Genomic DNA, 24392 nt, shown 5'->3' on the forward strand with positions numbered 1-24392 from the left:
GGGAGATGACTACCTTTGTTTTTTCACCATATAAAATATTTTTTTCTATACCTAATTGTTTTTTTACCTTCAGTTTTATCTGCTGAGTCAGCGATTTCCCTCCAACCCCAAATTTTTGGAAAACCCATTTGGCAGGATGTTCTTGTTTTAGAAGACAAAGACCAATCTTTTTCGCAGGAAAACATCATTCTTGGAACTTTAGATTCTCAGTTCCAAAAAATTTCTTCTCCAAATTTAGGTTTTTCTAAATCTACTTTTTGGGTCCGTTTGACTGTCAATAATCCCACCAAAGATTTGATTCGTTGGAATTTAGTATTTGATTTTCCGCTTTTGGATGAGGTTACGATTTTTGGAACAGGAATTCCTAAATCAGTTGTGAAAACTTTAGGAGACATCCATCCCTTTTCTGAAAGAAATTTAGATTATAGAAATCCAGTATTTCCTTTAGAAACGAAGGGTGAAACCACATCTGTTTATTATTTACGTATCCAATCCGAATCCACAATACCTTTAACACTGTTTATATGGACAGAACGTGAGTTTAATGACCAATTAAACAAAGAACAAATGATTTTCGGTTTTTTCTACGGGATTTTGTTTGTAATGATTGCTTATAACTTTTTTATTTATATCTTTACATACGAAAAAAGTTATCTCTTCTATTTGTTTTTTATAAGTTCCATATTTTTCTTTCACTTAATCAATAACGGATTTGCGTTTCAATATCTATGGCCGAATGCCATTTTTTGGGGAAATTATTCTCTTCCTTTTTTCATTTGTTTTGCATGTATCACGGGTCTTCTTTTTTCAGACAATTACCTGAGTTTAAAAAAACATTTGCCAAAAATATCTAAACTAATGTGGGTTTGGGCAGGGATTCTATTATTATTCTCTGGGATTCAATTTTTTTTGAGTTACCGAATCGCAATGATTACGTCGATTTTACTGACAGTGCCAACGGCACTCGTTATGGTATTTAGCGGTGCCACCACATTTTTTTCTAAGGTGAGAGCTGCTCGGTATTTTTTGATTTCTTGGACTTTTTTTCTTACGGGTGTGCTTTTGTATTCCTTAAAAAGTTTGGGTATTTTACCAGACAACCATATCACTCGTTGGACCATCCAAATTGGAACCGCTTTACAAACGATTTTGTTATCACTTGGACTTGCGGATCGGATAAACTTTTTAACGCGTAGTCTAAGAGATCATATTAGAGAATTATCTCATGCAAAATTAAAAATTGAAGAATCGGAAAAACGATTCCGTGAGATTTTTCAAGGTTCCGATGAAGTGATCCTAATGATGAACGATGATTTTGAAATCATTAATGCAAACAGAGCCCTTTCTAAGCATATGGGGTTTCGGTTGGATGATTTAAGAGGTAAAAAAATAACAGAAATTTTATACAGAGGACGTGACCAGAGTTCCGATTACAATGTTCTATATGTTAACGATAAACTAACGGACTTAAAAATGACAGGTTCTATAGTGAATTTCAAAACTGAGTTTGAACAAAAATATGTAAAAGAACCAAAAGAGATGTATTGTCGACTACAGTACATCAACTTCGATGAAACAAGAGAAGTTCTTGTCACTATGTCTTCGCAATATGAAGACACAATCATTCAACTCATCGAATCAGAGAAGGTGGAACTTTCTATGAATAATTATTTACGGAATGCAGAAATTGTCTCTCAACGAATTACTTCTCAATTGGCAAAGTATCTTTCTAATATAGAACAAACGGAAGTCCGATCCTCGATTCGTGAAATTATTATCAATGCTGTCGAACATGGAAACTTAAATATCAGTTTTGATGAAAAATCAAAAGCACTTTTGGAAGGAAACTACTTGGAATTTTTACAAAAAAGACAAGAAGATCCGCGATATAGCCAAAAACGTGTGAAAATAGAATATTCTTTTGCAAGTGAATTTGTGGCATATCGAATTACTGATGAAGGTCGTGGGTTTGATCATAAAAAACACATGGAAAAATCTTTAGAAGAAATGAACGAAGCTCATGAGCAACATGGCCGAGGAATTCTCATGACAAAATCTGTTTTTGATCGCATTGAATACAACGACCGGGGAAACCAGGTTAGTTTGATAAAATTTTTAAATAAAGTTTAGTTACGAATCCAATCCAAAACCCACCACTCATTCCATTCTTTGGAGTAGAGGAGTTTGCCGGGGAGATGGCTTTGTAATAAACCTAAAAACTGATCTTTTTTTTCTGTGATGATTCCTGAAAAAATAATTCGAGGGGCTTCAATTTTTGCCAGATGACGGATGTTTTGTGATAAAACAGCATACGTAATATTGGCAATGGCTAAATCATATTTGGTATTGGATAATTTCGGATTGTCTATCCCTGATTCTTCCACACTAAATTGAAACCCTTTTGGATATTCATTTTCGGTCCAGTTAGACCAAGCTGCTTTTACCGCATTGGGATCAATGTCCAAAGCAAAAATTTTGGAAACGCCGAATTTCGCAAGGCCAATGGATAAAATACCAGAACCGGTTCCTACATCACATGCCGATTGAAATTGAAATTCACCTTTATCATACAATTCATCCAGATACTCTAATATGAGTTTGGTGGTCTCATGGTGGCCCGTGCCAAAAGCTACTCCGGGATTAATAAAAAGTGGAATTCCACCATTTGGTTTCCAAAGTTTAACAGTTTCTGGTTCGTTTTTTTCCCAAGTGGGAATGACCCAAAGTTTTTTTCCAATTGGGAATGGTTTATAATACTCTTTGTATGCTTCTTCGTAATCACGAGTTTCAATGTTTCGTGACTCTGCATTGGAATTATCAGGTGCATTGATTTTTAAAAAGATAAGGATCTTTAATTCTTTATCAATTTCATCCGTTTGTAAATAAATCCGAATGTTGGTATTGTCTCTAATCAGGCCCTGGTCTTTTTCTTTAGGAGCCTCACCATCAAATAAAATTTCGTAATAACCTGCACATTGGAGAGTATCTAACAATTCATAAAAACTGTCAGATAATTCTTTGGGTAGATTGACTTTGAGTTCTCTATATTCCAATCTTAACCTATTTCGTCCGTATAATCCATCACAAGATACATGAGAGTTTCTTGGTCTGTTGGATTGGAATACTCATGGGAAACGTCGGCTTTAAAAAATACAGAATCTTTTGGTTCTAGTTCCACAACTTTTTCACCAACGCGTAACCGCAGTTTGCCGGAAACCACAACTAAGTTTTCAGTGGTTCCTGTTTTATGTGGTTCGGCAACTTCATGCCCGCCGGGTTTTAGAATGAGTTCATAAAATTCGGTTTTACGATTTCCAAGAAAAGGGAAAAGGGCACGGCTTGCAAAAACTTTGGAATTGGAATATAGAACTTTTGAGTTTTCCGCTTTGAGGATATGGATTCCATCTTGGTTTTTTTCCTTGAGGAGTTCAGAAAAAGGAACATTGAGTCCGTTTGCAATTTTCCACAAAACAGAAATTGTTGGAACCGATTTCCCTTGTTCGATCTGCGATAACATCGCACGGCTCACACCACAACGGTTTGCGAGTTTATCCAAGGAAAAACCTTTTGTATGACGGATGAGTTTCAGGTTTTCTTTGACGACATCTGTTATATAATCGCCAGACTCCGAAATCAATTGGTCTATTCCGTCACTCGGTTGCTCTACTTTACTTACCATTGTCCAAGCGTCCAATATAACAGAGGTACTGTCAAGAAACTAACGTTTGATCCTTTCTTTTTTCTCTCCCACCACAAAGACCGGGGGAAGTTTCAAACCTTGTGGAAATTTTTTGTGAATCTCTTTGGCAGTTCCTCGAAAACTGGTTTCGTTTGGCATCGAGATTCCGAGCGCCAGAAATATCTGACGGTCCCCAGGAAGAATCTTTGCTAAGGTTTCGAGGCAGTGTTTGGCTCGGTAAGGTGTTTCATAAAAGGCAAGGGTGATTCCAAGCCCTATGTATTGTTTCAAAGTTCTTTCCCTTTCTTTTTCATCCCTAGGTAAAAATCCCAAAAAGAGAAAGGGAGAGGTGGCAAACCCAGAGCTAGTCAAGGCAGCGACGAGGGCCGTTGGTCCGGGAGCGGAACGAACTTCCACACCCATCTCCCAAGCCAGAGGAACAAGCCATTTCCCAGGATCTTCGAGTCCGGGGCTTCCGGAATCAGAGATCATACAGGTTCTTTTGGTGGTTGCTAGTTTCATGGCGATCTCATCCATTTCTTTTTTGGATGTATGTTCGTTCACTAAATCAAAAGGTTTTGCGATCCCTAATTTCTTTAAAAAAGTAGATGTGGTCCTTTGTTCTTCCCCAATGATCCAGTCAGCTTCCTCTAACAAGGTTTTGGTGCGGGGAGGAATGTCTTCATCATTTCCTATCGAATTAGATACTAAATAAAGTCGGTTCATGTGAGCACTGGAGGAAAGGTAAAGTAGGGTTGGACGTAAATTCCCTGAGCCAAACAAGCTTTGGCAAACTCTGGGTTGTCGCGGTTGATGCCCACGGCCATCTGTTTGGCCCGGCAAAGCATCGGGTAATCGTTAAAGGAATCGCCAAAGGCAAGATCGGGATACACACCAATTCTTTCTTCTATGGCTTTTACTTTTCCTTCTCCATAAGTATAAGGTTCAATGAGTTTGTGAGAAAATTTTCCATTTTCACCTAATACTTGTCTCATGCCAATGACTTTGGATTCTTCCACGGGGAAAAGGTGGGAAATGGCTGCAATCCCAGGTTCAGGTGATGCGGTCACAATGTACACATTCCACTGGTGGTGGTATAAATATGCGATCAGGTCTTTCATTTCCACTTGGGGAAAAACACCTGAATCTTTGTCGTGGATATAAACTCGATCCCAAGCCCTTCTCGAAACTTCATAGTATTCTTCTAGGTTCATTCCTTGGAAAATAAAACTAGTCCAACGGTATCCTCTTTCGATTCCGTATTCTTTGAGTTGGTAGGAATATTCTTCCCAAATCAAACTTTCCTTCTCTGGGATACTCAGTTTGGTATGGTCTTTCCAAAGATCTTTATCCCGAAAAAATTCCGATAAATCTTTTGGTACAAATACAAGTCCGTCATGGAGGAGTTCTTCCATGATTTTTTCACCGAAGTCGTTACGAATGAGTGTGTTGTCGAAATCAAAACAGGCAATGCCTGGTGCTTTAGGTATGATGGTTGTCAGACAGTCGAAAATCTCGTCCGTCCAACTGTTCTTTGTCAGGTTAGTCACTAATACTTAGTCTGCAAATCCAACGATGCTTGTGGCAACTCCTTCTTCATAGGGAGTAAGAAAGTTTTCTGGATTGAGATACACATTATGAAATCGAACTTCAAAGTGAACATGAGGACCTGTGGACTTTCCTGTATTTCCAGAAAAAGCAATGATTTGTCCTTTGCGAACCACGTCCCCAGGTTTTACAAGTAACTCTTGGTTGTGGCCATACACAGTATGGAAATGGTTCATGTCATGGTGATAAATTTTGACGGCAAGGCCGTAGTCTCCACTGCGACCTGCTTCTTCTACCACACCATCAGCAGCAGCAAGGACGATGGAATTTTTAGGAATGGCAATGTCAAGGCCTGTATGCCAGGTGTTCCAACGCCTTCCAATCCGAGAAGAGATCCGGGATTTATGGTTGGGTAGTACTGGCCAAATAAACTGATCAATCGGAGATTCGACTGTTTCTCGGAAGAGTTCTTTTTCTTGGAGTCCCCGCATATATTCTGCGGAATAAGGAAAGAAAATGGATCGTTTTAAACGAGCTAGGTCCGTCTCTTTTAGGTTATTGATTTCCATAACCTCTTGGGCCAGGATTCCAAACTCGGAAGCCTTTTCGAGAAGGCTTTTTTTCTCCGCATTTAGGTCTACCCAAAGACCCCACTGCTCATTGTAACGTTGGAAGACATGGTTGTCCAAAAATACAGGACCATTTTTTTGCTTCTGGTAGGCCGCATAGGCGGAATAGGTCACTACAAACAGGATTAGGACAAGTATGATATAGTAACTTCGGTTGCGCTTCATCTCATTTCGCCTCAAAAACTCTGGTGCAATGCCAAATTCTCACGGGGGCCCGTCTGGTCAAGGGGAACGAACGGGGAAATCCGCCCTATTCATGGCATTTATGTGACATAACACTGAGAGTGTTTTTCCGGTCACGCGTTTTTATCGTTATGGGTTGATTAGAGAACGGTGTTTTAGGGAGACTCTCACCCTTCGCCCAGTTCTATTTTCGGGGAAGGGTGGAAATGGATTGGTTCGTTGTGAAAAGAAAAGTCAGGCAGCCTGAGGTTTCTGTCCACTGGTGCGGTAAAGATAGATTCCTGCCACAAGTAGGCAAACAATCCCAATTGCATAGTAGGTCCAACTTACATCAAAGTAAGCTATCACAAGAAATCCAAAGAGGAGCCTTGTGATTTCCATGGCTCCCGCCCAAGATTTTCCTTCGATCAGAGCATTGATGGCAACAAGCGAAAGTGTGACCCAAATCGTGACGAGCACTTGGGAAACAAATGAGAATTTTGCTACAAATAATAGGAAAGCAAAGGCCAAAAGTAGAACTAATACAAACCAAGTAGTTGTGTAGGTTCTTACTTCTGGTCCGGGTTTGGGATCATACTTATGGAAAGTTTCGGGACGAACCTCTGGGATGGGTAAAAATCCAGCGGGTTTGGTTCCCTCTCTCGGATACCAACCGGGTGGTTTGAAAAACACCTTTATTTTATCTAAGAAATAAGGGGCACTGGCTGCCTGTTTGATGAGTTCCCAGTAGTAATGAAAATTAGCGTAAACGGGGTTGAAACTACGTAGGGGCTTCACAGTTCCATACACACAAGGTTCTGTTTCTGCTTGGAAGGTTCCAAACATCCGATCAAAGATGATAAAAATGCCACCGTGGTTTTTATCAATATAGATGGGGTTAATGGCATGGTGCACCCTGTGGTGGGAAGGAGTGGATAGAATGTATTCTCCAATTTTTCCAATTTTACCCACAGCTTTTGTATGTACCCAAAATTGGTAGATCAGGTTGATTTGTCCGCTGGCAAGATACATCCAAGGATGGAAACCAATCAGGGCTAAAGGAACATAGAAGATCCAGGAAATTATTCCCCCGAGTCCTGTTTGGCGGAGGGCCACTACAAGGTTGTACTCTTCGCTATGGTGGTGGATGACATGTCCTGCCCAAAGGATATTGACCTCATGGGCCAAACGGTGGGACCAGTAATAACAAAAGTCTTGGCCTACGATACAAAGGATCCAAGCCCAAGGGTTGGTCATGGCAAATTCAAAAATTCGAAAGTGTTCGTAGATATAAAAATAAGCAAAAAGTCCGATTCCTTTTTGGAAAAGTCCCCAGATTTGAGAAATGATTCCCGTACTTAAGTCGGCAATGGAGTCGTTTAACCGGTAGAGGTCTTTGTTTTTGCGGTAGCCAATGTAAACTTCAATCCCTATGAGAAGGAAGAATACGGGGATGGCATAGGTAACAATGGGCGGAGGTGTGAAATTCTCGAACATGGCGGTGCTAATTTTGCCATCATTTTGACAAATGGTCAAGCAAATGTTGACCCAGGGTCAGAAATTGTTCACGGTTCAATTCTTCGGGCCTTGCTGTGGGTGGAATTTCGGCAGATTGGATGGCTTTTCCGAGTGCCTCGCGAAAGAGAGGATCTTCTGAAAAAGGAGATTCTCTGAGACTTACCTGAATTTGTTTTCGTTTCCCCCAAAACAAAGTGCGGAGCATTCGAGACCAGAGTTCTACCTCAGTTTGGTTTTTGAGTTTCCACTGGTTCTCTTTTGATTCTTTTTTGGGTGAAAGTAAAATCAGTGCCGAGTGGATTTTGGGAATGGGAAAAAAACAGTTTTTATGAACTGTCTTCAGATACTTCACATCGCAAAACGCAGAGAGAAAAACAGATAAGGAAGAGGTTTCTTTGACAAGGCGTTCGGCAAATTCCTTTTGCACCATAAAAATTCCCCCTTGAAAATTTCTACAGTGGATGACAAGGGTATTGATGATTTCAGTCGTTAGGTGGTAAGGTAAATTTCCAAACACAAACACCTTTTCCTCATAGATATGATGGAGGTTTTCTAAAGCATCTCCTTCGTATAAGGAAGCTTTGGGGAACTGAGGTAAGATTTCATCCTTAGCCAATTGGATATAAGCAAAATCGATTTCGAATAAAAAGGTTTTTTTGTCCAAACTAAGAACGGGATAAGTGAGAGTCCCAAGGCCAATCCCAATTTCTGCAAGAACGATTGAATCGTCATTTAATAGTGGTTCGGCGGACTTAACGATAAAATCGACTATGTTTTGGTCAATGAGGAAGTTTTGCCCAAATTTCTTTTGAGCCCGAATGCCTTTGGCCTCAAAGAAGGTTTGGATTTGGGATATAGTCGCGTAAGGGGATTTCAAAAGTTTCCTCAACGAGTATCATTTTCCAGGCAGTCGAAATCCCAAGTAGTTTTTGATACTGAATCCATTCTTTCGCATCCTTTTTTTTCCAAGGAGGAAAGTCCAAAAGGAGAATTCCCTTCCAGTGGGGGTTTGTTTTCGATCTATCTGCCAGTTTGATTTGTTTTAAAAATCGTTCTACTTCCTTGGGATTCCCATCAAACCGGATGATCGAATAAAATGGGTTCATATTGGCACCAAGGATCTCCGTTTTTATGGGTTTTATCGGCAGTTGGAATTGGGAGATCCATTCCGTTGTCGATTCAGTCCCATGCCAATAAACATCCGTTATCTTATGTTTTCGAACCAAAGATAGAATATTGGCCAAACAAGATTCGGATTCAAAAGAAATTTTCTGGGGTGGGGGTAAGCCTGGCGTTGGATCTGAAATTTTTTTAGAATAACAATTACCAAAGAGATACAAATGGTCACCGTTTCGGATAGAAAAATTTCCTTTCCTTTTATGGGTGAGGAAAGAAGGTAAATTGGGTCGCGGATAAAAATAGGAAACACTCAAAAATAAAATTGGGAAAAGATAAAGGGGATGTTTTAGGTAAGGAGATTGAAGGAATCGAATTTTAGGATAAAGATAGAAAACTAACGTTAGAATGGCGGAAAGAATACAGAGCTCTAAGGGAACATGGGTCCAAGTTTTATAGGCTCTTGCTAAATTTCCTAATGTATGAAAAATTTTTAAAAAAAGGGAAAGTTCAAAAGAAGCAGGAACCCAAATCCAGGAAATGATTTGGTCTTCTAAAAACTTTGGGACTAAGGACTGTATAAAAAAGGTAAAATAAATTGTGGGCAAAAGGATACCAGCGAAGGGAACCAAAAGAAAGTTGATCCAAATACCTCCAAAGGAAAAAGACCGAAAATAATAAACCAAAACAGGAAAACTACAAAGAGAACAAGCAACTGTTAAGTGAAGATTTTCTTTTAGAAGAGATTTTGATTTAGGAATCAAAATTTGATCCAAACTAGGTTTTAGAAAAAAAATTCCAAAAACGGCTCCAAAGGATAATAAAAATCCAATACTTAAAAAATCATAAAATAAAAAGAATGCAATGAATGCGGAAGAAACAACAAGTAAGTCTGCGGGTCCTATTTTTCTAAAAAATAGAGAAGCTAGAAGAGATAAAAAAACAAATAGATAAGCCCGTAAAAAGGAAACAGGAAAGTCGAGGACATACAAATATAAAAATCCAACACCTAACGAAAGTAGTAATGAAATCCATTTTCTGTTTCGAAAACAAAGGTTTCCCAAAAATTGTAAGGAGGCGATAAAAATTCCTAAATGGAGACCAGAAGCCGCAAACAAATGTAGGATACCAGATTCTTTACTTAAGTCCTTAAAACTTCCTGGAATTTCTTTGGTAGAGCCTGTGACAAATCCCATCACAATTCGTGATTCAAATACTGTGAGTGGAGATTTTTTGATTTGGGTTTCAAGATAAGAACGAAAGAGAGGATGGATTGTTTTGATCCTTGGTCCAGAATGTAAGTTCCCAAATAATAAAAACAAAATCGATGCCAAAAGAAAAAGATAAACCTTTTTATCAATTTTAGTGGGCAATGTTTTTGGGATAAACGTATAAAGGACAAATAAAAACAGAGATAGGCTGAGTAAGAAGGAATGAGAGCCGGGGTACCCAAACAGGAGTTTCAAAAGAAACGCAGTGCCACAAATTCCCAAACAGAACCAACTAAAATCTGCCCTTGGGAGAAGATAGATTTCCTGCTTCATGCAGGAATTAGGTAAAAATGAAACTGTTTTGGTTCTTTCGATTTTTAAAAAGGATAGATGCCTAAAACTTTTCGAATGTCTTCGATTTTAGTCTGGGCTACCATCTTTGCTTTTTCCTTTCCCTCTTTTAGAACTTGGTGCACATAATCTAAGTTTTGTGAAAGTTCTTCTCGTTTTTCGCGGTAAGGTGCAAAGTGAGCTAAAATGGATTCCAAAAGATCTTTTTTGAGATCACCGTAGCCGGCTCCACCACGTTTGTATTTTTGAATTTGTAATTCTTTTTCATTCGGGGAAAGAAAAAGCGAATGAATTTGAAAGATAACGGAGGTTTCTGGGTCCTTTGGCTCTTCGACGGCCTTAGAATCACTCACAATAGACATCACTTTCTTTTTGATCTCTTTTTCGGTTCCAAAGAAGTCGATCGTGTTTTTATAGGATTTGGACATTTTGGCTCCGTCCACGCCAGGGACTGTCGCCGTATTTTCGTCGATATCTGGTTCCGGAATGGTAAGAACCGAACCAAATTGGGAATTGAATCGTTCGGCAATATCACGTGCAAATTCCAAATGTTGTTTTTGGTCTTTGCCTACGGGAACTTTTTCTGCCGAAAATAACAAAATATCACTAGCCATAAGGATTGGGTAAGTAAAGAGTCCTGCCCCAGGAACAAAACCTTTTGCTACTTTGTCTTTAAAAGAATGTGCCAATTGTAATTGAGAAACCGTGATGGATTGAGATAAATACCAAGTAAGTTCTGTGACTTCGGGAACATCACTTTGCACCCAAAAAACAGTTTTTTGTGGATCTACACCTAGCGCTAGTAAGTCGATTGCGCATTCTAAAGTAAAGTTTTTTAATTCTTCTTTGGATCGGAAGGTTGTCAGTGCATGTAAGTTAGCAATAAAAAGAAATAATTCTTCTTTGGATTGGTAATCTAAGATTTTTTTAATCGCAGAAAAATAATTTCCTAAGTGAAGTTTTCCTGAAGGTTGTAAACCAGTAAGGACTCTCATGTATCTCCTTCCGTCTCGGAACTGTTCATTGTTTCTGAATCACCTTGGTTTTCGGAAGATCCGGAATTTCCACCGTTGCCACCGGCTTCTTTGTGAAAACTGGAGTAGGTTAACCTTTCGTATTCTTTATTCAATTTGATGAGTTCTTGTTCGATTTTTCGGTGCGCCGTGAGTTTGGAAGTGGTTGCCGGATCTTTGAAAATCACTGCATAGTTATAAAGATATTTCGTGAATTGAATGAATACATCTTCTACTTTCATCCCATTGATTCTTTCTTTGGCCACTACAGTTTTGTCATAGTGAGGAATGAATCTTTGTGCAATTTTTACTTCTTCGATGACTTTATCTTTTGTAGATACGATTTTATCGTTCACTTTCCCTTTGGATTCAGTGACTTTTGCCATTAAATGGTTTTCCACAATGATATTGAGTTTGCCTGCAAAACTTCCGAAGAATTCTGATGCTTCTTGTAAAGCTTGCACAATCGGCCCTGCGATTTGATCATTGGCAGCATTGCCTGTACTAAAATCCATTCCATACTGTTGGAAACTATATTGAAAACTAGGGAATTTTTTATTGAAGTTATCGATAGTTCGAACGAGTGAATTGAGTTGGTCAATTTCGTTTCTAAAAAGGCCAGGTTGAATGATTAAAAGTTCTTGGTTTTGGTTTTTGTCACCTAACCTAACATATCCTTCAATGATGTTGATATAAACTGTTTGTAAGTCTCGAAGTAAAAGATAAACAAGTCTATGTGGTTGGGATTTATAACTATTTTTGACTGTTTGGCTTTTTGCCGATTCCGGCATATGGTGTGCCATAAAATCATCCACAACAGCATTTAAAAAATCAAAACTGATTTTTCCTTTGTCGTCGATGGTGAAATAACGAGACCTTAGGTTTTGCAATTCTTCTTTTTTAAAGGTTCTTGTATTGATATCGTCAGAAATTTTGGCAACAGTGATTTCTACTTCTTTTTGAATTTCCCGTGCCGCTTGGAATTTATGTTCTTGGATGGGAGGAACTCTTAAATCCGCGACAATCTCTGGCCATGTGAACATTTTCTTTTTCGCTACTATATAAAAAGCTGTAATAGCTTCCGATAACTTTGGCCTATTATTTTCTAAATTGAGAGCATAATTCACACCTTCCATGATTTTACCTAGTTTAGGTGTGAGCTTTTCATCCATTTTTACAATGTCAGGAAGGTTAGAAAGGATGATATCGTTTGCATCACTTCTTTGTAAAAACCTAACATAAAACATCTGCATCTTTAGAGAACGTTCTAAAAATATATCAGCAGAAATTTTGTCCAAAATTAGAGCATCAAGTGAGGCAAAGGCATTATAGAATTTATTAAAGTTATTAATGATATTATAAACTAGGGGAGTCCAAATCCTCCAACCTTGTTGTTCCGAAACTCGAAGTGCTTGGATAGTAGGAATAAGGACATCTTCTTTCATACCACGAAAGAGTTTTTCCACATTATTGGAAATTGTTGGGTTCCTTCCAAAAAGTCCTAAGTCTATGGTACCTGTATCTTTTCCAAATTTGCTTATAGAATTATTAACACTGCCAGCACCACCACCAAATAAACCTGCAAGTAATCCACCACCTTGTCTTTGTTCGATGACTCTTTTTTTAGCTGGATTTTGTTTTTGTTTGGCACTTTCGATAGTGACTAAATCGCTAGATCGTTTTGGTTTTGGTTCGGGCGTATTTGTGCGAGAAACGACTTCTCTTCTTGGTTGTTCTCTTTCGGGAAGTCCACGATCACGACCATCTTCTTTTTTCGGTTTATTTTTTGCTTCGTAATCTTCATCCACTTTTCGAATGAGATCAATACGAATGAAAACATCGTTGGATTTTAAAATGGCTTCATCGATGAGTTGTTGGTGTTCCGGCGTACGTGTTTTACGATATAAGTCGGCAAATACACGGTGTGCTTCTGTACGAGAGACCGGGGTCACAATTACTCCTTTTGGTTGAGAGGGTTCTCAACAATTTGTGAGCTTGTGGGGGGTTGGAAGTTAAAAAGCGAGGTTCCGAGACCAATATTAGTAGCGATGCCTGAAAAGGCCACTTCAGTGATTTCTTCGTCGGAACGTTTCATTTTGAGTACACGGGGTAGGTCGTTTTCGGAAACAACCAGGATTATTTCATTATACCTTTTAGTATTGGATGTAAGACGAAAAGTTCTGCCACTTACTGACACATTTTCGTATCCGGAAAGTAGGCCGCCAAGTCCACCGGAAACACCTTTCAAGTCTTGTTTCCCAGCAATCGAGGAATCTGGATTATAGAACCATAAAATTCGGCCATTGGAAGAAATAATCCTTCCGTCACTAAAACGGACATGGAGTTGGCCTGGGCTTTTGTAGGAAACGACACCTGTCAGTCCACCATTGACGGTTACTGAGGCACGAAAACTTTCAAGGGAATTCATTTTGCCGATAACGGCGTTTAGACGATCTCTTCCTTCCTCTGCCCAAAGGAGACCCGTTTGGACAGAGAAAAAGAGAACTATCGATAATTTGGGAAGGAAATTCCTCAAAGTTTGATAGTTTGTATTGGGATTAACCCAATACTTTTTTGAACTCAGAAGTAAGTGCAGGTACTACTTCAAACAAGTCGGCTACAACACCGTAAGTTGCTACTTTGAAAATAGGAGCATCTCCATCTTTGTTGATGGCAACGATGTATTTGGAAGATCCCATCCCTGCTAAGTGTTGGATCGCTCCGGAAATACCACAAGCGATGTAACAGTTAGGGGAGACAGTTTTACCTGTTTGACCTACTTGGTGTGAGTGAGAAATCCATCCAGCATCCACAGTCGCACGGGAAGCACCAAGTGCTGCACCAAGAGTGTCAGCTAAGTCTTGGATGATCGGCCAGTTTTCTGGTCCTTTGATTCCGCGTCCGCCAGATACAATGATAGAAGCATCAGCAAGTTGTACTTTGTTTCCACCAGAAAGATCTTTAGAGATAGATTTTGTTCTTACTTCTCCAGCAGAAGCTCCTGATTTCTCTACAGCACCCGCTCCGTCTTTTGGAGTTACTTCTTGGGAGTTAGCACGTACTGTAAACATTTGGATTTCAGAGGAAACCTTAAAGTTTGCGTAAGCTTTACCAGAGTAAATTGGTTTTTTAGCTACCACTTTACCACCGTCAACAGAAAGACCTACTGCATCCGCAACGATTCCCGCATTTGCTTTGATCGCTACTCTTGCAGAGTATTCTTTTCCTTGTGCGGAATGTGGCATTAAAACCACCGCTGGTTTTTTCTCTTGGATGATGGCAAAAATTCCATTTGCATAACCTTCAGGAGAAAATTCACCAAGGTTGGCACCAATCACTGCATCAGCACCAACTGCTTTCAAATCACCAGCGAACGCATCTACGTTGTCAGTGATAAGAACTGTATGAACTTTACCACCGATTGCATCCGCAATTTTGCGGCCAGCAGAGGTAAGTTCTTTTGAGATTTTTTTAAGTTCGCCGTTTTTTAATTCACCAACTACTAAAACATCAGCCATGTTCGTCTCCTTAGATGACCTTCGCTTCTTCGCGAAGAGCTTTTACAAGTTGAGATGCAAAACCTTGTGCATCTGCCGCTTCCAGTTTTCGACCAGCGATACGTGGAGGAGGTGGCTCGAGAGATACTACTTCGAGTTTAGATCCAGTGGCACCGAGTTCTTCTGGTTTTTTCACATCTACTGGTTTTTTCTTCGCAGACATGATTCCTTTTAAACTTGGGTATCTAGGTTCGTTTAATCCTTTTTGCGCAGTCACTGCTAGAGGAGCAGAAGTTTCAACGACTTCAGTTCCACCTTCGATTTCGCGAGTTGCCGTAACTTTTTTACCGTCGAACTCAAGTTTGAGGGCCATAGCTACGTGAGGAACATTCAATCTCTCTGCAATTTGCACGACTACTTGTGAGCTGTCAGTATCGATGGATTGACGACCACCAATCACTACATCTGCATTTTCAGCTTTGATGAGGTTTGCAAGAAGTTCAGAAGTGTATGTAGAATCAAAAGTTACGTAGTCATCCACTTTCACATGAATGGCTCTGTCTACACCCATTGCGTAGGCAGTGCGAAGTGCTTCTACGGCACGATCCGGGCCGAGGGACACTGCGATGACTTCTCCACCGCTTTTTTCACGAATTCTGATTCCCTCTTCGATTGCAAATTCATCATAAGGAGAGATGATCCATTTTACGCCAGCTTCGTTGATCGATTTTTCACCGACCTTGATATTGGTTTCCGTATCCGGAACCTGCTTTACTAGAACAACAATTTTCATTCCTTAACCCCGTTTTCGTGGATTACCTTAGACCAGAAAACGAGAGGGAAGTCATAAGGGAAGTAATTTATTCTCTAAAGAAGCTGTATTTGCTCCAATTATAGGCCCAAATGATCCAAACAATGACAACAAGGACGTTGGCGTCGGTGCGGAGAAAGAAGGAAAAACCCAAGGTGAGTGGGAATAGGAGGAAGAGGACAAAACTAGCGAGAAGGACCAAATTCGGAGTGGATTTCCAGTCCTTTGTGGCCTCTTGGATTTGTACTAAGATATTTTTCTCAAGGTGAGCCTCCAGTTTCCGAAATCGAAAGGCATAAACTAGGACCAAGAGGAAAAGTATGAAAGAATGTACGATGAGTAACCACATAAACCCACCCTAATTTTTACAGAAGCAGGGAGAAGAAAAAAAAGATCTGGGGAACAAACATCGGAATGTAAGAAAGTTCGCAAAGGGACTTAATCGGAAAACCCTTAGCTCCCCTAAATTGACAACCAACCAACCAAAGATAGGAAAGGCCCATCCCCCAAAGAGATTCTCCAGAGAGATTTTGGAAAATCGCCATCCAAAGTAGAATACAAAAACCTGTTCCGAGAAGACCAAAGACAAAGTAGTTTAGTTTTTGGGGTTGGATCCATTGGGTGAGTGTAAAGGTCTTTTGGGACCTGTCAAACTCTCGATCGATATTGTAGGTGAGTAGGACGTTTGCAAAAACATGAAGAAAAAAAATCAAAACCATTAGGCCTTTCTCACCAAACGAAGAGAAGGGGAGAAAAATTCCGTAAGTATAGTATCCTGATACCAAAATTTCTTTGGGGATGGGTGAGAGTTTCGTTACAATTAAAACTAAAAAAAAGAGAAAGGATAGGAAAAAAAGATATTGGTTTTGGATAAAATCAAATTCAGCGGTGATTCCGAGGTATAGAGATAAAACGAAAGCAAGAATTAGGAAGCTAACGATAGTAAAACGATGTTTTAAAAAGAATAGACCTCTTTCCGAAAGAGGTTCTTTCTCTCTGTATGCATCCCATAAATGGTCCGCCAAATACAGTGCCCAAACAGAACTTAGGTAAAAGAGAAACAGTGTGGGGCGGATGGTTTCTTTTAAATAAAAGGAAAAAAAAGAAAGATTGGCAATGAGGGAAATGAATACATCCAAAGCTAAAAAGGATATTAGTTTTCCGATGGGATTCAAAAACCCTTTTGGGAACATCATTCAAAAATAACGAATGGATTCTAGTTTGGCAAAGAGAAAATTCCCTTGCCAGTAAAACTTTCAGTGATGGAATGTCTGCCTATGTTCCACTCCCTAGTCAAAGCCGTTCGCTCTGTATACTGCATTCGAGACCAGTTCCCCAAGTATATGTCGGAACTCCTCTCCCAAGAAGAACAAATGGGTGCTTTATTTGCAGTTCGGTTTCGGTATGTGATTGGACTTGCTCTTGTTGCCAGTGCGGTAGCCAATCTCAGTAATACCGATTCTGTGTATGGATATTTAGTTAACTATGTAGCCATTACATTATATTTTATTAATACCTTTGTTCATGCTCAAATTCTTAAAAAAAGTAAAGGGCATTGGAGAACAAAGTATGATTATATTAGTTTGTTTATCGATAACTTACTTGTGACAGTTACCATTTTTAATTGGTACATTTTAAAAGGTGATGGAAACCCAAATTTCCTTGTCAAAACTCCTTTGGTTGTATTTTATCTTTTGCCTTTGTCTTTGAGTTTATTCCAATACCGGTTTTCACTGGTTAATTTTTCCTTTGTTTGTTTTTTATTCAGTTATTATGGATTTCTTTTTTATGCATTACTCGATAAAAATTCAGTAAGTAGTTTTGATTGGCACCAGTATGTTCTGGGTGACCATATCATTTTGTCAGATGCAATGGTGACAAAACCGACTGTGTATCTAGTTTTAGTGTTTGCGATTTCCTATGCCATTTTTCGTAGCCTTAGGATGTTATTAAAGTTTGCGGCTGCTGAATCACAAAAAACAACTTTATCACGTTATTTTTCCCCTGACTTAGTTTCTGAAATTGTGTCCGAACCGGAAGTAATTGCAAAAGGCAAACGACAAAAAGTAACAGTTCTCTTTAGCGACATTCGAGGATTCACTCAGTTTTCAGAGCCAATGGACCCGGAATCCCTTTCTATTTTTTTAACTGAATTTCGCCGCCGTATGGTGAGGGCTATCTTTCAATATGGTGGTAGTTTGGATAAATTTATTGGTGATGCGGTGATGGCTACTTTTGGTACTCCTTCGCCATCAGAGAATCCAGGAGAAGATTCAAAAAATGCGGTCCTTGCCGCCAAGGCTATGTTAGATGAATTAAATACTTGGAATTTAGAACGAAAAAAAAATGGGGAATCTGAAATCAAAATTGGAATCGGAATTCATACAGGTGAGGTTTTTTGTGGAAGCATTGGATCAGAAGAGAGAATGGAATATACTGTGATTGGAGATACAGTGAATACCGCCTCTCGCATTGAGTCAGCCTGTAAAGACTTAGGTGTTACTTTTTTAATTTCAGAAGCGGTTTGGTTAGAGATAAGTTCTCCAACCGGTTGGGATAAAAAAGCAGATGTGACTCTTTCGGGTAGAGAACAAAAAATCCATCTCTATGCACCAAGCAGGCCTTAGGAGGCCATGTTGATTTTGTAAACTGCTTCGTGCAGGGCAGGGTTGAGTTCTGGATCAATGATATAAATGACCCGAGAGGTTCCTGCTTGTAAGGCCAAATCCATAATGGCTTTTCTGCGATCGATTTTAATGCTATGTAAATCAAAATCAGCAATTTTGAATTTGTTTCCTTTTTGAAACACTGGATTGATACTACAAATCCTTTGGAGTTTGGGTCTGGTTTGATAACGACCTACATCCAAAACAATACAAATATCAAAGTGGGCACGTCTTTCCGAATCGACAGAAGCGGTAATGACAAAGTCACCAAAGTTCACAATGTTTTCGTTATTTGTGAGAGAACTTCCCACATAATCCAAAAGATGTCTGATGTTTTTATTACTATAAGAGAAAAACGAATCGTTTAGAATCATCTTGAGAGCGGTAGAAGATTTGAAAGCTGGTCTCCAAGGTTGGTTCGAGGTGAGGGAGGCATATTCGCTGGCAAGCGATAGGATGGCAATGTCTTCTTCGAAACTAGCAGAAGTTACATTGTTTTCTTGTAAATGGAGTTGGAGTTCGATGTCTTGTGTGATTCGTTCTTTTCCGACTTCTTTACTATATTTGTCACGGACTGACATGAGTTTGGTGAAAAGGGATCTGGGATCGGGAAAATTATTATTCACTCCATTCCCACGATAAGGTCTATGGTGATTCAAAATTAAAGTGCGAACGTGAGAATCAATTTCTGGTGCAGGCAGTGTCATCAAATAACTGATGATAGGGTGTTGTTGGACAACCGCATATTCCTCTTTTGTGAGTTTAGGATTGTTTTTAATGTCGAGTCTAGAATATCCAACATCTGCTAAATAACTTGCCATCATAAGACTCAAATGGTCTTTTTTATTGGATTCTTCTTTGCCTTCGTTTACAATTTTTTTTGTACGAACTTTCATTCCCATCGCCACCACAGTCCGTTTGGTCATGAGTTCGGATTCAACAGAAACTCCAGCAACGCCAAGGATTTCCAAAATATTAAAAATTCCCAGTTCGTAGTCGGGATTACTAGTAAAGTCTGTCAGAAGTTCATTGACCGAGTTTTGTACAAACACGGCCTGTTCTGAGGAAAAAGATGTTTTGCGAAGGTCTTCGATGAGGGCTTGGGACTGTTTGGCAAACCTAGCTGTTTTTTCTTGGTCAAATAATTTTGTAGTTCTACCTGGCTCTAAAAAAGGGGCACCATTAGGATTTTGTTTTGTTTTTTTTAGCTCAGAGATGAGAAAATAAACCCCTTGCATTTCAAACTTTAGGAGTTTTCCGAAATCTGCTTCGCTCGGATTTCTTTTTTTGTGAATTAGAATTTGTCCGTCTTTATTATAAAGATCGAGAGGGATGTTGTTGTTTTTGCGGAAACTATTTAAAGACTCTTCGGTTAACTCAAATTTGGCGAGCTTATCTCTTGGTACTATGTTTGTATCGTTAGTGCTCATGTTAATTTTTGCTTATATGACGAAACTTATTTCCAGATATAATGGTGACATTTGAATCGAATCGATAAAAAGTAAATCATTCCTTATATTTTCTTATGACTTTTTGATACATAGGAATTTCCTCTTAGGATATTTACTAGTCTATGGTAGTGATTCTATTCGGTGTTGATGAATTTGTTTTATCTTAACATCAGTTGTGTCAATGTTTCTATAGAAATTAACCTCTGTTAGTGGTTTCATCATTTCTTTTTCCCAATCCTATTTTTGATTTCGTTAAAACTGTTCGTTTTTGTAGCGAATTCAATCTTACTTAGGCAATTCCCACTTTGTTTTTTCGTTTACAAGTTTAGGAAAAGTCCGAAAGAATTATCTCCATGAGTACGCTTTCGACAAAAAAATCATCTCTCGATTTATTTAATCCTACAGAAGACCACCTAGCCCTGCGAGAGTCTGTGGCATCCTTTGCAGAACGTGAAATGGACGAACAAGCCAAGGAAAACGATGAAAAAGAAACATTCAATACCTTGTTATTCAAACGTCTAGGTTCTGAACTGGGAATTTTTGGAATCACGGTACCGGAAGCAGATGGTGGGCATGGACTCGATCCACTTGCTTCTGTCATCATCCATGAAGAGATGTCTAGGTTTGATCCTGGATTTACTTTGTCTTATTTGGCTCATGAAGTTCTTTTTGTTAATAATTTTTACTATAGCTCGAACCCAACTCAGAGAAGTCGTTATTTGAGTAAGGTCATCACCGGCGAATGGATTGGCGGTATGGGAATGACAGAACCCGGAGCCGGAACTGATGTTCTTGGGATGACCACACATGCTGTGAAAAAAGGTGATCGTTATATCATCAATGGGGTCAAACAATACATTACGAACGGTTCCATTGGTCAGGTTTTTGTACTTTATACCAAGTTAGATAAATTAGGTAAAAAAATGACCTCCTTTGTGATTGAATCGTCTTACAAAGGTTTTTCGGTCGGAAAAAAAGAAGAAAAGATGGGAATGCGTTCTTCTCCTACAACACAACTAGTCTTTGAGGATATGGAAGTTCCTGAAGAAAATTTGCTCGGTTTGGAAAACGGGGCTGTGACTCATATGATGAGGAATTTAGAAATTGAACGAGTGACACTTGCGGCACAATCGCTTGGAATTGCTCGTCGTTGTATTGATATCATGTGCGATTATACCGTTCGTCATAGAGAGGCTTTCGGAAAAAAACTATTGGAGTTTGGTCAAATCCAAAGAATGGTCGCCGAATCTTATGCCGATTACCAAGCAGCGCGAGCTCTAGTGTATCATGTGGCAAGTGAACTTGGTCCTGATGTTCGTAATTCCCTTGGGGCGGCTTCTGCAAAACTGGTTGCCACTCAAATGGCTGAACGTGTCTCACGTAACGCTATACAGGTATTAGGTGGTTATGGCTATTGCCGTGAATATCCAGTAGAACGTTTACACCGCGATGCCATTTTACTCAGCATTGGTGGGGGAACCAACGAAGCCATGCAAAAAAACATTGCAAGCGATCTAAAAAGACTTTGGTCTGAATGAATCTATCGTTTTAATTTGTATCCATCTTTTGACTTAGAACGGTCTACAAGAAGATGGATACTTATTGGGATGTAGTGGTCATTGGTTCTGGACTTGGGGGACTAAGTGCAGCTTTGTCACTTTCCGAAAAAGGAAGGCGTGTATTAATTTTAGAAAAAGGCACGGCTCCTGGTGGTTGTGCTTCTAGTTTTCGAAAGAATGGATTTGTCTTCGAATCCGGCGCAACCACACTTGTGGGATTAGAACCTGGCCTACCTTTAGATAAACTTATCCGAGAATTTCAAATCCAATTTCCCCTTCTTCCATTAAAACGTTCTATGGTAGTCCATTTGGATGGAAAAATCATTGAACGTTACCAAAACCACAAAAATTGGATTTTGGAAGCAAAGCGCGCGTTTGGTGGTGGTTTGCGAATGGAAGTATTTTGGAAACTCAGTAATTTGCTTTCTGATTCTCTTTGGAGTTTGTCCGGGAGATACAAATTTTTCCCCTTTCAAAAACTTATTGATATTTGGAAATCGATTGGTTCCTTTCGGCCCAGTGACTTACTTGTTTTATTTTTTTCTTTTGTACCTTTACGTTTTGTTTTAAAATGTTTGGGTCTTACGAAAAACAAAGAATGGATTCGTTTTTTAGATGAGCAACTTTTAATCACAAGCCAAACCACTTCAGCAAAAGTTTCCATGTCATTTGCTTCTATCGGCCTTACCTATCCTCAATTACAAAATTATGTTCTGAAAGGAGGAATGGTTTCCTTGGCAGAAACCATATTAGAAAAAATTGAATCCAAGGGCGGAAAAATTCTCTATAAACAAGAAGTATGCTTACTAAAAAAAATCTCCTCCAAAAATGAAAACCAGGAAATGGATTGGGAGATTCACACCAAACATAGAGAGAACTTTTTATTTCGCACGCCCTTGGTGGTTTCGAATCTTCCGATTTGGAATCTAATGGAGATCACGGATACCTTACCAAAACTAAAGGAGAAAACTAAAAAAATCGAAAAAGGAATCTGGGGTGCATTTACTATGGGGATTGCCATCCAAACCAATCCATCCGAAGAATGGACTAGATCCGAATGCCTCCACCACCAAATCCATTTGAAGAAGAGTTTACCGTATGGAGGGGGGAACTCTCTATTTCTTTCACTTTCTCATCCCGAAGATTCTATTCGTTCCTCTGATGGGATTCGTATCCTTTCTCTTTCTACTCATATAGAAAATCCTGAATCCTGGGTTCGTGATGATTTTTACTTAGATAAAAAGAAAACCATAGAATCGATCCTCATTCAAACCTTAGAGGATAGTTTTCCATGGTTTCATAGAGAAATGATTTTATTCCAACATTCTGCAACACCTGTTACATGGAAAACATGGACAGGAAGAAAATTTGGAAGAGTGGGTGGGATTCCTAATTCTTATTTTTCGAATCCTTTTCAAATGTTGAGTAACCGTTCGGAAGATTCAAACTTACTTCTTACAGGAGACACTGTCTATCCAGGACAGGGGATTCCGGCGGTAGTTCTTGGCGGCCTTCATTCTGTAGAACAATTCCTCGCAAGAAAGAGAGGTTGATTTTGCAAACAGGTCTTAGAGCCTGGGCGAAACGATGATTCGCCTTCCTAAGATTCTGATCCAAGTGCCAGGAACTTCTGCCAACTTGGGCCCTGGTTTTGACCTTATGGGTCTTGCCCTCGATCTTCGTAATGAATTTGAATTTACTTTTTCCAAAGAAATTACAGAATCCAAAACAGAATTAAAAAACGGTAATCCGTTGCCGTTTACAGAAAAAGAAGATTTAGTATATCAGTCTTACCTTTCTTATTTTAAAAAATTTGAACCGAGTATTACACCTCCACCTTATCATTGCAAGATGGTTCTTTCTTTGCCTCTGAAAGGTGGACTTGGTTCAAGTGCTTCTGCGATTGTTGCCGGTTTATCTTTAGCAAGAGAAATCCATAAACGATTGGAGCCAAAATCGGTTCCTTCAGAACCTGATTTTCTACAGTATTTGGCAGAATTTGAAGGCCATCCCGATAATACTTTACCTGCGTATTTAGGTGGGTTTGTCTTCGCCTATTCTACATTTGGTGAAAAACTCAAATATTTTCGTAAAAAGTTTCCTTCGTCGGTTGCCATTTTTGTTTTAACACCAGAGTTTCATGTTTCTACAGAAGAATCTAGGAAATCACTTCCAAAATCCTATGCCACTGCCGATGTGATTTTTAATTTATCTCGGATTGGTGCTTGGATGCATTTCTTAGACAAACGTAAGTTTGGTGATCTTCTTGTTGGTTTAGAAGATAAAATGCACACACCTTATCGGATTCCTAAATCTTCTCCTTTGTTTCCTTTGGCAGAAACCTTAACACAAGCAGGGATTGGTTATTGTTTGTCTGGGTCCGGACCAAGTTTACTTGTATTTTTAGAAAGAAAGTCAGTCAAAAGTAAACAATCTGACTTAGAAGAAAAAATATCTAATGTGATGGGAGAGGCAAAAATTTCCTATTCATTCAAACGAGTGAAACCGGATGGACTCGGTGTTCGAATCCAATTTAAATAATTAGTCTTCGTCGGCTCCTTCTTCTTTTCCAAATCCGTAAACATCTCCCCGAAACCTAACCTTTCTGTTAATCCCCGGTTGGATTTTTCCCACGGCAAAGGTAAACTTCATTCGTTCTTTTCCAGACCTGTTGAAATAAAAGGAAGAGGTAAGAGAGATTTCGATAAAATTCACCATTCTTTCTTTGGCGATTTTGTCAGAGATCCGAAATTCGGCCGGGTGACCAATGATTTCATAAGACTCAAAACTTTCTTTGGATTCCATCTTACCGTAATGTTCCATACGAGGTGGTTTGTAGAAGGTTGGTCCATTTTTTAAAACGGTAATGGTATAATCTTCACTGTCCCGACTTTTTTTAAACTGAAAGATGAGATGATCTTCTGAGATCGCATTACAACGAGTTGCCAATTGTCCTGTTTTACATCCAATATGAAACGTGGCAAACCTAGTAAGTTCATCCACAACAAGATCATATTTGTCTCCCGTTTGGACGGGGATATAACGATCGGATTCTTTTCTAGAAATGACTGGATGAATGAATTGGTTGTACACAACAAATCCTAGTCCTAAAACGGAGATGGTCAAAACTCCACTGAGAACTAGGATAAAACTATCAAGAATGGCGATACTAAGAAACAAA

General features: G+C 39.2%; 22 protein-coding genes. 5 read left to right on the forward strand and 17 right to left on the reverse strand.

The genetic code is table 11. The features are described from left to right. Window positions 1-15 precede the first annotated feature (15 nt). Window positions 16-2130, forward strand: a complete 2115-nt coding sequence (locus EHR07_RS01615) for a 7TM diverse intracellular signaling domain-containing protein (RefSeq protein ID WP_135743465.1) — start codon at window positions 16-18, stop codon at window positions 2128-2130. Here EHR07_RS01615 and EHR07_RS01620 read toward each other — a convergent pair. The 15 genes from EHR07_RS01620 to EHR07_RS01690 form a co-directional block, all read right to left on the reverse strand. After that, the gene (locus EHR07_RS01620) at window positions 2127-3053 is read right to left on the reverse strand and encodes a 50S ribosomal protein L11 methyltransferase (RefSeq protein ID WP_135743466.1); all 927 of its coding nucleotides are present in this window, start codon (window positions 3051-3053) and stop codon (window positions 2127-2129) included. The two genes, EHR07_RS01615 and EHR07_RS01620, sit on opposite strands and share 4 nt — an antisense overlap. Before the next feature lie 2 nt (window positions 3054-3055). Next, on the reverse strand, window positions 3056-3679 hold the full coding sequence (locus EHR07_RS01625) for a helix-turn-helix domain-containing protein (protein WP_035983954.1): 624 nt from the start codon (window positions 3677-3679) through the stop codon (window positions 3056-3058). A 39-nt stretch (window positions 3680-3718) separates the two neighbouring features. Beyond that, the gene (gene rsmI / locus EHR07_RS01630; RefSeq protein WP_135743467.1) at window positions 3719-4405 is read right to left on the reverse strand and encodes a 16S rRNA (cytidine(1402)-2'-O)-methyltransferase; all 687 of its coding nucleotides are present in this window, start codon (window positions 4403-4405) and stop codon (window positions 3719-3721) included. Then, the gene (locus EHR07_RS01635; protein ID WP_135743468.1) at window positions 4402-5229 is read right to left on the reverse strand and encodes an HAD family hydrolase; all 828 of its coding nucleotides are present in this window, start codon (window positions 5227-5229) and stop codon (window positions 4402-4404) included. Before EHR07_RS01635 ends, rsmI begins: the two co-directional genes overlap by 4 nt. A 6-nt stretch (window positions 5230-5235) precedes the next feature. Next, window positions 5236-6021 (reverse strand): M23 family metallopeptidase, encoded by a 786-nt coding sequence (locus tag EHR07_RS01640; RefSeq protein ID WP_135743469.1) that lies wholly within the window; start codon window positions 6019-6021, stop codon window positions 5236-5238. A 252-nt stretch (window positions 6022-6273) separates the two neighbouring features. Beyond that, window positions 6274-7515, reverse strand: coding sequence for a sterol desaturase family protein (locus EHR07_RS01645; RefSeq protein ID WP_135743470.1), 1242 nt, complete (start codon window positions 7513-7515; stop codon window positions 6274-6276). Window positions 7516-7534: 19 nt separating this feature from the next. Further along, window positions 7535-8413: a 16S rRNA (adenine(1518)-N(6)/adenine(1519)-N(6))-dimethyltransferase RsmA gene (gene rsmA / locus EHR07_RS01650; RefSeq protein WP_135743471.1), complete on the reverse strand. Its 879-nt coding sequence runs from the start codon at window positions 8411-8413 to the stop codon at window positions 7535-7537. After that, the gene (locus EHR07_RS01655; protein ID WP_135743472.1) at window positions 8367-10196 is read right to left on the reverse strand and encodes a ComEC/Rec2 family competence protein; all 1830 of its coding nucleotides are present in this window, start codon (window positions 10194-10196) and stop codon (window positions 8367-8369) included. The genes rsmA and EHR07_RS01655 overlap by 47 nt, the downstream gene beginning before the upstream one ends. 44 nt (window positions 10197-10240) lie before the next feature. Further along, on the reverse strand, window positions 10241-11209 hold the full coding sequence (trpS, locus tag EHR07_RS01660) for a tryptophan--tRNA ligase (protein WP_135743473.1): 969 nt from the start codon (window positions 11207-11209) through the stop codon (window positions 10241-10243). Continuing rightward, on the reverse strand, window positions 11206-13179 hold the full coding sequence (locus tag EHR07_RS01665; protein ID WP_135743474.1) for a hypothetical protein: 1974 nt from the start codon (window positions 13177-13179) through the stop codon (window positions 11206-11208). Before EHR07_RS01665 ends, trpS begins: the two co-directional genes overlap by 4 nt. 2 nt (window positions 13180-13181) lie before the next feature. Further along, window positions 13182-13763, reverse strand: coding sequence for a LolA family protein (locus EHR07_RS01670; RefSeq protein WP_135743475.1), 582 nt, complete (start codon window positions 13761-13763; stop codon window positions 13182-13184). Window positions 13764-13785: 22 nt separating this feature from the next. Further along, a complete protein-coding gene (locus EHR07_RS01675) occupies window positions 13786-14745 on the reverse strand; it encodes an electron transfer flavoprotein subunit alpha/FixB family protein (RefSeq protein ID WP_135570518.1) in 960 nt (319 codons plus the stop codon). 10 nt (window positions 14746-14755) lie between these two features. Continuing rightward, window positions 14756-15517 carry an electron transfer flavoprotein subunit beta/FixA family protein gene (locus EHR07_RS01680; protein ID WP_135743476.1) on the reverse strand — a complete coding sequence of 254 codons (762 nt, stop codon included), beginning with the start codon at window positions 15515-15517 and terminating at the stop codon, window positions 14756-14758. 67 nt (window positions 15518-15584) lie between these two features. Next, window positions 15585-15884 (reverse strand): LIC10362 family protein, encoded by a 300-nt coding sequence (locus EHR07_RS01685; protein WP_135743477.1) that lies wholly within the window; start codon window positions 15882-15884, stop codon window positions 15585-15587. Window positions 15885-15900: 16 nt separating this feature from the next. Continuing rightward, entirely contained in the window at window positions 15901-16710 is an 810-nt protein-coding gene (locus tag EHR07_RS01690; RefSeq protein ID WP_238733508.1) for a hypothetical protein, read from the reverse strand. A 102-nt stretch (window positions 16711-16812) separates the two neighbouring features. On the opposite strand from EHR07_RS01690, the gene EHR07_RS01695 reads away from it, so the two are divergent. Next, the gene (locus EHR07_RS01695; RefSeq protein ID WP_135743478.1) at window positions 16813-18162 is read left to right on the forward strand and encodes an adenylate/guanylate cyclase domain-containing protein; all 1350 of its coding nucleotides are present in this window, start codon (window positions 16813-16815) and stop codon (window positions 18160-18162) included. On the opposite strand, the gene EHR07_RS01700 is transcribed toward EHR07_RS01695, so the two are convergent. Next, complete coding sequence (locus EHR07_RS01700) at window positions 18159-19631, reverse strand: HD domain-containing phosphohydrolase (RefSeq protein WP_135743479.1); 1473 nt, start codon at window positions 19629-19631, stop codon at window positions 18159-18161. The genes EHR07_RS01695 and EHR07_RS01700 overlap by 4 nt on opposite strands. Before the next feature lie 374 nt (window positions 19632-20005). Between EHR07_RS01700 and EHR07_RS01705 the strand changes: the two genes are divergently transcribed. From EHR07_RS01705 to thrB, 3 genes are read left to right on the forward strand one after another with little or no spacing between them, the layout of a single operon-like run. Beyond that, a complete protein-coding gene (locus EHR07_RS01705) occupies window positions 20006-21190 on the forward strand; it encodes an acyl-CoA dehydrogenase family protein (protein ID WP_135743480.1) in 1185 nt (394 codons plus the stop codon). Window positions 21191-21243: 53 nt separating this feature from the next. Beyond that, on the forward strand, window positions 21244-22764 hold the full coding sequence (locus tag EHR07_RS01710; RefSeq protein ID WP_135743481.1) for a phytoene desaturase family protein: 1521 nt from the start codon (window positions 21244-21246) through the stop codon (window positions 22762-22764). A gap of 34 nt (window positions 22765-22798) precedes the next feature. Further along, entirely contained in the window at window positions 22799-23752 is a 954-nt protein-coding gene (thrB, locus tag EHR07_RS01715) for a homoserine kinase (protein WP_135743482.1), read from the forward strand. Here thrB and EHR07_RS01720 read toward each other — a convergent pair whose 3' ends face one another. Beyond that, entirely contained in the window at window positions 23753-24391 is a 639-nt protein-coding gene (locus tag EHR07_RS01720) for a hypothetical protein (RefSeq protein ID WP_135743483.1), read from the reverse strand. It lies immediately after the preceding gene. Window position 24392 lies beyond the last annotated feature (1 nt).

Source organism: Leptospira bandrabouensis (genome assembly GCF_004770905.1).
In the GTDB taxonomy this organism is placed as follows: domain Bacteria; phylum Spirochaetota; class Leptospiria; order Leptospirales; family Leptospiraceae; genus Leptospira_A; species Leptospira_A bandrabouensis.